We start from the raw sequence: 9,185 nt of genomic DNA on the forward strand, positions 1-9,185 counted from the left end.
GAACGATCCCCGGTTGCATCAGGCACACCGCGTTACCGTTCTTCGCGGGCAAGCCTCGCTCCTACGGGGGCGGGGACAAACTGGCAGGCATATTCATATGCCCTTTCGATCTAGCCCGCGCCCTGATTAGAAGCAGGTCGCTGTGCTAGGATCCCCGCTCGAACACGGCCCGCTGGCCGTTCATAAGAAAGTTTTCGTGAGTAGCCATGGTCGACAAACTGACGCATCTGAAACAGCTGGAGGCGGAAAGCATCCACATCATCCGCGAGGTGGCCGCCGAGTTCGACAACCCGGTGATGCTGTACTCCATCGGTAAAGACTCCGCCGTGATGCTGCACCTGGCACGCAAGGCGTTCTTCCCGGGCAAGCTGCCGTTTCCGGTGATGCACGTCGACACCCGCTGGAAATTCCAGGAGATGTACGCCTTCCGCGACAAGATGGTTGCGGACCTGGGCCTGGACCTGATCACCCACATCAACCCGGATGGCGTGGCGCAGAACATCAACCCGTTCACCCACGGCAGTGCCAAGCACACCGACATCATGAAGACCGAAGGTCTGAAACAGGCTTTGGACAAGCATGGTTTCGACGCCGCCTTCGGTGGCGCACGCCGCGATGAAGAGAAATCCCGCGCCAAGGAGCGCGTGTACTCGTTCCGCGACAGCAAGCATCGCTGGGACCCGAAAAACCAGCGTCCTGAGCTGTGGAACGTCTACAACGGCAAGGTCAACAAGGGCGAGTCGATCCGCGTTTTCCCGCTGTCGAACTGGACCGAGCTGGACATCTGGCAGTACATCTACCTCGAAGGCATCCCGATCGTGCCGCTGTACTTCGCCGCCGAGCGTGAAGTGATCGAGAAGAACGGCACCCTGATCATGATCGATGACGAGCGCATCCTCGAGCACCTGAGCGATGAAGACAAAGCCCGCATCGTCAAAAAGAAAGTGCGTTTCCGTACCCTTGGCTGCTACCCGTTGACGGGCGCGGTGGAGTCCGAGGCCGAAAGCCTCACGGACATCATTCAGGAAATGCTCCTGACGCGAACTTCCGAGCGCCAGGGCCGTGTCATCGACCACGATGGCGCAGGCTCGATGGAAGACAAAAAACGTCAAGGTTATTTCTAAGGGGCTGTCATGTCGCATCAATCTGATTTGATCAGCGAGGACATCCTCGCCTACCTGGGCCAGCACGAACGTAAAGAGCTGCTGCGCTTCCTGACCTGCGGTAACGTCGACGACGGCAAGAGCACCCTCATCGGGCGCCTGCTGCACGACTCCAAGATGATCTACGAAGATCACCTGGAAGCGATCACCCGCGACTCGAAAAAAGTCGGCACCACCGGCGAAGACATCGACCTGGCATTGCTGGTCGACGGCCTGCAGGCCGAGCGTGAGCAGGGCATCACCATCGATGTCGCCTACCGCTATTTCTCCACCGCCAAGCGCAAGTTCATCATCGCCGACACCCCGGGCCACGAGCAGTACACTCGCAACATGGCCACCGGTGCGTCCACCTGTGACCTGGCGATCATCCTGGTCGACGCCCGTTACGGCGTGCAGACCCAGACCCGTCGCCACAGCTTCATCGCCTCCCTGCTGGGCATCAAGCACATCGTCGTCGCCATCAACAAGATGGACCTCAAGGGTTTCGACCAGGACGTGTTCGAGTCGATCAAGGCCGATTACCTGAAGTTCGCCGAAGGCCTGAAACTGCAGCCGACCAGCCTGCACTTCGTGCCGATGTCTGCCCTCAAGGGCGACAACGTGGTGAACAAATCCGAGCGCTCGCCGTGGTACACCGGCCAGTCGCTGATGGAAATTCTCGAGACCGTGGAAGTGGCGGGCGATCGCAACTTCACTGACCTGCGTTTCCCGGTGCAGTACGTCAACCGTCCGAACCTGAACTTCCGCGGTTTCGCCGGCACCCTGGCCAGCGGCATCGTCAAGAAAGGCGACGAAGTTGTGGTGCTGCCGTCGGGCAAGAGCAGCCGCGTGAAATCCATCGTCACCTTCGAAGGTGAGTTGGAACACGCAGGTCCAGGTCAAGCGGTGACGCTGACCATGGAAGACGAAATCGACATCTCCCGTGGCGACTTGCTGGTTCACGCCGACAACGTGCCGCCAGTCACCGACAGCTTCGAAGCGATGCTGGTGTGGATGGCTGAAGAGCCGATGCTGCCGGGCAAGAAATACGACATCAAGCGCGCCACCAGCTACGTGCCGGGCTCCATTGCCAGCATCGTCAACAAGGTCGACGTGAACACCCTTGAAGAAGGTTCGGCCAGTGCGTTGCAGCTGAACGAAATCGGCAAGGTCAAGATCGCGCTCGACGCGCCGATCGCCCTCGACGGTTACGACAGCAACCGCACCACCGGTGCGTTCATCGTCATCGACCGCTTGACCAACGGCACCGTTGGCGCGGGCATGATCGTGGCTCAACCGGTTGCCCATGGCACCAGCACTCACCACGGCAAACTGGCTCACGTTGCCACCGAAGAACGTGCGCAACGCTTCGGCCAGCAGCCGGCCACCGTGCTGTTCAGCGGCCTGTCGGGCGCTGGCAAGAGCACCCTGGCTTACGCTGTGGAGCGCAAGCTGTTCGACCTCGGTCGTGCGGTGTTCGTCCTCGATGGCCAGAACCTGCGTCACGACCTGAACAAGGGTCTGCCGCAGGATCGCGCCGGGCGTACCGAGAACTGGCGTCGTGCCGCCCACGTGGCGCGTCAGTTCAACGAAGCCGGTCTGTTGACTCTGGCTGCGTTCGTTGCGCCGAGTGCCGAGGGTCGTGAGCAGGCCAAGGAGCTGATTGGTAAAGATCGTCTGATGACGGTCTATGTCCAGGCCTCGCCAACCGTCTGCGCCGAGCGTGATCCGCAAGGTCTGTACGCGGCGGCCGGGGATAACATCCCGGGCGAATCCTTCCCGTACGACGTGCCGCTGGATGCCGATCTGGTGATCGACACCCAGTCGGTTTCGCTGGAAGAAGGCGTCAAGCAAGTGCTGGATCTGCTGCGCAAGCGTGGTGCGATCTAAGGCAAGGGCAGCGGTGAGCTTCTAGCTTCAAGCTGCAAGAAAAAGCCCGCGGACAGGTGACTGTCTGCGGGCTTTTTTGTGTCTGTTCGGACGCGTTCGCGGGCAAGCCTCGCTCCTACAGTTGCGTGCCTCGTAGGAGCGAGGCTTGCCCGCGAAGAGGCCGGTGCAGGCGATAAATTATCTGGCGGGATACTCCCGATGCATCTGCTCCAGCAACGCATCCTTGTCCTGCCACAACTGATTGATCCACCCCTGGAACTGCAACCGGTACTCACCGTCCTGGTCATAGTTCTTGCCCACGAACTGTGGCGGAATCTTCAGCTCTTCGAAGTGCACAACCACATCCTTCACATTCCCGCACAGCAGGTCCCAGAAGCCCGGGCGTCCGGCCGGGTAGTGGATGGTCACGTTGACGATCGATTCCAGCTGTTCGCCCATCGCATCCAGCACAAAGGCAATGCCACCGGCCTTGGGTTTGAGCAGGTATTTGAACGGTGATTTCTGCTGGGCATGTTTGCCGTCCGTAAAACGCGTGCCTTCGACGAAGTTGAAAATACCGACCGGGTTGTTGCGAAACTTCGCACAGGTCTTGCGGGTGGTTTCCAGGTCCTTGCCTTTCTTCTCCGGGTGCTTCTCCAGATACGCCTTGGAGTAGCGTTTCATGAACGGAAAGCCCAGCGCCCACCACGCCAGCCCGATCACCGGGACCCAGATCAGCTCCTGCTTGAGAAAGAACTTCAGCGGCTGGATGCGCCGGTTGAGCACGTATTGCAGCACCAGAATGTCGACCCAACTCTGATGGTTGCTGGTGATCAGGTAGGAGTGCTGATAGTCGAGGCCTTGCAGGCCGCTGATATGCCAGCGGGTGCGCCGCACCAGGTTCATCCAGCCTTTGTTGAGGCTGATCCAGGCTTCGTGGGTGTGGCTCATCAGCCAGCCGGCAATGCGTTGGGTGAAGGCGAACGGCAAGGCCTTGATCAGCGCCACGCAGAACAGAAACGAGCACAGGAGAATCGTGTTCAGGGCCAACAGCAACGAAGCGATTACACCGCGCGCGGGTGCAGGTAGAAAGTCCAGCATTTAAACATCCATAGGTCGGTTGGCTGCCTGGATCGCGGTCAAGGCGATGGTGTAGACGATGTCATCGACCTGCGCACCACGGGGTAAGTCGTTCACCGGTTTGCGCAGGCCCTGCAGCATCGGCCCGAGGCTGACGCAGTCGGCACTGCGCTGCACGGCTTTGTGCGTGGTGTTGCCGGTGTTCAGGTCGGGGAACACGAACACCGTGGCGCGACCGGCCACCTGACTGTTCGGCGCCAGTTGCCGGGCCACGGTTTCGTTGGCGGCGGCATCGTATTGCAATGGGCCGTCGATCAGTAGCGAACGTTGCTGTTCATGGGCGAGCAGTGTCGCTTCACGGACCTTCTCAACTTCCTCGCCAGTTGCCGACTCACCGCTGGAGTAACTGATCATCGCCACCCGTGGCGTGATGCCGAAGGCCGCTGCCGAGTCCGCGCTTTGCAGGGCGATCTCTGCCAGTTCGCTGGCGCTCGGGTGCGGGTTCATCACGCAGTCGCCGTACACCAGCACCTCTTCGGGGAACAGCATGAAGAACACCGACGACACCAGGGTGCAGCCCGGCGCGGTCTTGATCAGTTGCAGGGCAGGGCGGATGGTATTGGCGGTGGAATGAATGACCCCGGACACCAGGCCATCGACTTCGTCCAGCGCCAGCATCATGGTGCCGATCACCACCGGGTCTTCCAGTTGCTGCTCGGCCATCGGTGCGTTGAGGCTCTTGGTCTTGCGCAGCGCAACCATCGGCTCGACATAACGCTCGCGAATCAAATCCGGATCGAGGATTTCCAGCCCCGCCGGCAGTTCGATGCCCTGGGCGCGAGCGACCGCTTCGACGTCCGCCGGCTTGGCCAGCAACACGCAGCGGGCGATGCCACGGGCCTGACAGATCGCCGCGGCCTGCACGGTCAGCGGCTCGCTGCCTTCGGGCAGGACGATGCGCTTGTTGGCGCTCTGGGCGCGCTGGATCAGTTGATAGCGGAACACCGCCGGTGACAGGCGCATTTCCCGTGGCGTGCCGCAGCGCTGATGCAGCCAGTTGGCGTCCAGATAACCGGCGACGAAATCGGTGATGATTTCCGCACGCTCGCGGTCGTCGATCGGGATTTCCTTGTTCAGTCCGTTCAACAGGTTGGCGGTGTCGTAGGAACCGGTGCTCACCGACAGCACCGGCAGGCCGGCCTGCAGGGCGCCACGGCAGAGTTCCATGATGCGCGGATCGGGCAGGGTGTCGCTGGTCAGCAGCAGGCCGGCCAGGGGTACGCCGTTGATGGCCGCCAGGCTCACCGCGAGGATGATGTCGTCGCGATCGCCGGGGGTCACCACCAGCACGCCGGGCTTGAGCAGGTCCACGGTGTTGCGCATGGTGCGGGCGCAAATGATGGTCTTGGTCATGCGCCGGGTTTCATAGTCGCCGGCATTGAGCACCTGGGCGCCCATCAGGTCGGCCACGTCGCGGGTGCGCGGGGCGTTCAGTTCCGGCTGATAGGGAATGCAGCCCAGCAGACGGAAGTCGCCACTGCGCAGCAGCGGCGAATGTTCCTTCAGGCGCGCGGCGAAGGCATCCATGCTCTCGTCGGTCTTGACCTTGTTCAGGATCACGCCGAGGACCTTCGGGTCTTTCGGGCCGCCGAACAATTGCGCCTGCAACTCCACGCGACCGGACAGTTCGGTCAGCACTTCGTTTTCCGGCGCCGACACCAGAATCACTTCGGCATCCAGGCTCTTGGCCAGGTGCAGGTTGACCCGCGCGGCATAACTGGCGCTGCGGGTCGGCACCATGCCTTCGACGATCAGCACGTCCTTGCCGATGGCGGCCTGTTGGTAAAGGGTGATGATTTCTTCGAGCAACTCATCGAGCTGACCGTCGCCAAGCATGCGCTCGACATGAGCCAGACCCAAAGGCTGTGGCGGCTTCAGGCCGTGGGTGCGCGCCACCAGTTCGGTGGAGCGTTCAGGGCCGGTGTCACCCGGATGTGGTTGAGCAATCGGTTTGAAAAAGCCGACCTTGAGGCCGGCGCGTTCCAGAGTGCGTACCAGCCCGAGGCTGATGGACGTCAGACCCACGCCGAAATCGGTGGGTGCGATGAAAAAAGTTTGCATGCGGATTCTCTGAAGGAGCATGGCAAGGGTGAAGGCCTTTGGCTGGCCGTCTACCGAAATTCAGTCGCCAAGGTTATCGCTAACCGAACCCTGTGCGCACCAACCGCAATCAAAGGGTTGGCCTATTTTTTCATGCCGCTGCGCAGGGTCCATGACCCAGGCGCGCGATTGCCACGGCGGCTGATGGCGCAGGTGCTGGGTGTGGCCGCAGGAAAGTTCGGCCACCCAGTGTCCGTCCTCGTCCTGATGAAAGCCCGTGATGGTCGCACCCCGTCTGTCCGGGTTGTGTTCGCTTTCGGGCGATTGCTTCGCTAAACTCGGTCTTTCATTATTCTTTTGCAAAAGGTCTCGCCCCATGCTGATCGCCGCCAATAAGGCTGTCTCCATCGACTATACCCTGACCAACGACGCTGGTGAGGTCATCGACAGCTCCGCCGGCGGCGCGCCGCTGGTTTACCTGCAAGGCGCAGGCAACATCATCCCGGGTCTGGAAAAGGCTCTGGAAGGCAAGGCAGTCGGCGACGAACTGAACGTATCCGTCGAGCCTGAAGACGCTTACGGCGAATACGCTGCCGAACTGGTCAGCACCCTGAGCCGCAGCATGTTCGAAGGCGTCGACGAGCTGGAAGTGGGCATGCAGTTCCACGCTTCCGCGCCGGACGGCCAGATGCAGATCGTAACCATCCGTGATCTGGACGGCGACGACGTCACCGTCGACGGCAACCACCCGTTGGCCGGTCAGCGCCTGAACTTCAAGGTCAAGATCGTCAGCATTCGTGATGCCAGCCAGGAAGAAATCGCTCATGGTCACGTCCATGGCGAAGGTGGCCATCACCACTGATTTTCTGCGCTAAGCTTTCGATAACTGGAGAGGCGCCCCGAGGGCGCCTTTTTAGTCTGCGGCCGTCCCAGGCGACACCGCCAAGTCGTTGTTTCGAGAAAAACACGGGAATCTGGAGTACGTCATGAGTGCTTTTCACGACCTTAATTTGACAGGCCTGGATGGTAAGGCGCTTCCTTTGGCTCCGTTCAAGGGGCACGTCGTGCTGGTGGTCAACGTGGCCTCCAAGTGCGGCCTGACGCCACAGTACGCGGCGCTGGAAAACCTCCATCAGCAATACAAGGGCAAGGGCTTCAGTGTGCTGGGCCTTCCGTGCAACCAGTTTGCCGGCCAGGAACCGGGCTCCGAACAGGAGATCCAGGATTTCTGCAGCCTCAACTACGGCGTGACCTTTCCGTTGTCCAGCAAGCTGGAAGTCAATGGCCATGATCGGCATCAGTTGTACAAACTGCTGGCGGGCGAGGGCGCTGAGTTTCCCGGTGACATCACCTGGAACTTCGAGAAATTCCTGTTGGGCAAGGATGGACGCGTGCTGGCGCGTTTCTCGCCTCGCACTGCGCCGGATGATCCGACGGTTATCCAGGCGATTGAAAAAGCCCTGAGCTGATACCTCCGTACCCTGTCTCTGTAGGAGCCGAGCTTGCTCGCGATGGTCGCAAACGATAACGCTGGGTACCTGACACCCCGCGGCGCATTCGAATCCATCGCGAGCAAGCTCGGCTCCTACAGTGTTGGTCGTCAACGATAACGCTGGCGCGGTTTTTTTGAATCCATCGCGAGCAAGCTCGCTCCTACAGTTGTCTGTGTTTCTCCCTTCTGATCTTTAATCATTCAAATCAATAGTGCTGTTCATCCCGGTTCGCTCTCCATATTATCGCCGTCATAAAGATTATCCCCGTGGAGCGTTCCAATGCCAGTTCAAGCCCTGTTCAAACCGTTCCACCTCGGCACCCTCGAACTGCCGACCCGCGTCGTCATGGCGCCGATGACCCGTTCCTTTTCCCCAGGCGGCGTCCCCAATTCCAAAGTGATCGAGTACTACCGTCGTCGCGCCGCGGCCGGTGTTGGCCTGATCATCACCGAAGGCACCACCGTCGGCCACAAGGCCTCCAACGGCTACCCGAACGTGCCGCATTTCTATGGTGAAGCTGCGCTGGCAGGCTGGAAGAAAGTGGTCGACGCGGTCCACGCCGAAGGTGGCAAGATCGTTCCGCAACTGTGGCACGTCGGCAGCGTGCGCCGTATCGGCACCGAGCCGGATGCCAGCGTGCCGGGTTACGGTCCGTCGGAAAAGATCAAAAACGATCAGGTCGTGATTCACGGCATGAGCAAGCAGGACATTCAGGACGTGATCGCCGCGTTCGCCCAGGCGGCCAAGGATGCCAAAAGCATCGGCATGGACGGCGTGGAAATCCACGGCGCCCACGGCTATCTGATCGACCAGTTCTTCTGGGAAGGCAGCAACCAGCGTACCGATGAATACGGCGGCGACCTGGCCAACCGTTCGCGTTTTGCCATCGAACTGATCCAGGCCGTGCGTGCCGCGGTCGGTGAAGGCTTCCCGATCATCTTCCGCTTCTCCCAGTGGAAACAGCAGGACTACACCGCACGCCTGGTGCAAACCCCGGAAGCGCTGGAGGCGTTTCTCAAGCCGTTGGCCGATGCCGGCGTGGACATCTTCCACTGCTCGACCCGCCGCTTCTGGGAGCCGGAGTTCGACGGTTCCGAACTGAACCTGGCCGGTTGGACCCGCAAGCTCACCGGCAAACCAACCATCACCGTCGGTAGCGTCGGCCTGGACGGCGAGTTCCTGCAGTTCATGGTCAACACCGACAAGGTCGCCCAACCTGCGAGCCTGGAAAAGCTGCTGGAGCGTCTGAACAACGATGAGTTCGACCTCGTGGCCGTCGGCCGCGCGCTGCTGGTGGACCCGGACTGGGCGCAGAAGGTGCGTGAAGGGCGTGAGCAGGACATTCTGCCGTTCAGCCGTGATGCGTTGATGACGCTGGTTTAAGCGGCGTCTGTCAGGGCCTCATCGCGGGCAAGCCCGCTCCCACAGTTTCTGTGTGCTCCACGGACCCTGTGGGAGCGGGCTTGCCCGCGATGACGGTCTGACAGTCGACATCAATGTT

The 9,185-nt window shown here is 60.8% G+C and carries 8 protein-coding genes; 5 read left to right on the plus strand and 3 right to left on the minus strand.

Going from position 1 to position 9,185, the window contains the following annotated elements:
- Nucleotides 1-206 precede the first annotated feature (206 nt).
- Nucleotides 207-1,124 carry a sulfate adenylyltransferase subunit CysD gene (gene cysD / locus ACW9JE_RS25580; protein WP_093226702.1) on the plus strand — a complete coding sequence of 306 codons (918 nt, stop codon included), beginning with the start codon at nucleotides 207-209 and terminating at the stop codon, nucleotides 1,122-1,124.
- A 9-nt stretch (nucleotides 1,125-1,133) separates the two neighbouring features.
- Entirely contained in the window at nucleotides 1,134-3,032 is a 1,899-nt protein-coding gene (gene cysN / locus ACW9JE_RS25585; protein WP_224538419.1) for a sulfate adenylyltransferase subunit CysN, read from the plus strand.
- Between the two features lie 177 nt (nucleotides 3,033-3,209).
- Here cysN and ACW9JE_RS25590 read toward each other — a convergent pair whose 3' ends face one another.
- From ACW9JE_RS25590 to ACW9JE_RS25600, 3 genes are read right to left on the minus strand one after another with little or no spacing between them, the layout of a single operon-like run.
- Complete coding sequence (locus tag ACW9JE_RS25590) at nucleotides 3,210-4,112, minus strand: acyltransferase (protein ID WP_457434315.1); 903 nt, start codon at nucleotides 4,110-4,112, stop codon at nucleotides 3,210-3,212.
- Entirely contained in the window at nucleotides 4,113-6,212 is a 2,100-nt protein-coding gene (gene pta, locus ACW9JE_RS25595; RefSeq protein WP_224537490.1) for a phosphate acetyltransferase, read from the minus strand.
- Between the two features lie 60 nt (nucleotides 6,213-6,272).
- Nucleotides 6,273-6,599 carry a DUF3565 domain-containing protein gene (locus ACW9JE_RS25600; RefSeq protein ID WP_224537489.1) on the minus strand — a complete coding sequence of 109 codons (327 nt, stop codon included), beginning with the start codon at nucleotides 6,597-6,599 and terminating at the stop codon, nucleotides 6,273-6,275.
- Between ACW9JE_RS25600 and ACW9JE_RS25605 the strand changes: the two genes are divergently transcribed.
- The 3 genes from ACW9JE_RS25605 to ACW9JE_RS25615 all read left to right on the plus strand — a co-directional run bounded on the left by ACW9JE_RS25605 (nucleotide 6,568) and on the right by ACW9JE_RS25615 (nucleotide 9,067).
- The gene (locus tag ACW9JE_RS25605) at nucleotides 6,568-7,053 is read left to right on the plus strand and encodes an FKBP-type peptidyl-prolyl cis-trans isomerase (protein WP_224537487.1); all 486 of its coding nucleotides are present in this window, start codon (nucleotides 6,568-6,570) and stop codon (nucleotides 7,051-7,053) included. The genes ACW9JE_RS25600 and ACW9JE_RS25605 overlap by 32 nt on opposite strands.
- 124 nt (nucleotides 7,054-7,177) lie before the next feature.
- Nucleotides 7,178-7,660 (plus strand): glutathione peroxidase, encoded by a 483-nt coding sequence (locus tag ACW9JE_RS25610; RefSeq protein ID WP_224537485.1) that lies wholly within the window; start codon nucleotides 7,178-7,180, stop codon nucleotides 7,658-7,660.
- 303 nt (nucleotides 7,661-7,963) lie between these two features.
- Nucleotides 7,964-9,067 (plus strand): NADH:flavin oxidoreductase, encoded by a 1,104-nt coding sequence (locus ACW9JE_RS25615; RefSeq protein ID WP_457434316.1) that lies wholly within the window; start codon nucleotides 7,964-7,966, stop codon nucleotides 9,065-9,067.
- The last annotated feature ends 118 nt before the right edge of the window (nucleotides 9,068-9,185 follow it).

The sequence above is a fragment of the Pseudomonas sp. SDO55104_S430 genome (assembly GCF_054070595.1).

Coding starts and splice junctions, on each gene's coding strand:
- pta (WP_224537490.1), bottom strand. CDS start 6,212: ATGCAAACTTTTTTCATCGCACCCACCGATTTCGGCGTGGGTCTGACG.
- ACW9JE_RS25615 (WP_457434316.1), top strand. CDS start 7,964: ATGCCAGTTCAAGCCCTGTTCAAACCGTTCCACCTCGGCACCCTCGAA.
- ACW9JE_RS25590 (WP_457434315.1), bottom strand. CDS start 4,112: ATGCTGGACTTTCTACCTGCACCCGCGCGCGGTGTAATCGCTTCGTTG.
- cysD (WP_093226702.1), top strand. CDS start 207: ATGGTCGACAAACTGACGCATCTGAAACAGCTGGAGGCGGAAAGCATC.
- ACW9JE_RS25605 (WP_224537487.1), top strand. CDS start 6,568: ATGCTGATCGCCGCCAATAAGGCTGTCTCCATCGACTATACCCTGACC.
- cysN (WP_224538419.1), top strand. CDS start 1,134: ATGTCGCATCAATCTGATTTGATCAGCGAGGACATCCTCGCCTACCTG.
- ACW9JE_RS25600 (WP_224537489.1), bottom strand. CDS start 6,599: ATGGAGACAGCCTTATTGGCGGCGATCAGCATGGGGCGAGACCTTTTG.
- ACW9JE_RS25610 (WP_224537485.1), top strand. CDS start 7,178: ATGAGTGCTTTTCACGACCTTAATTTGACAGGCCTGGATGGTAAGGCG.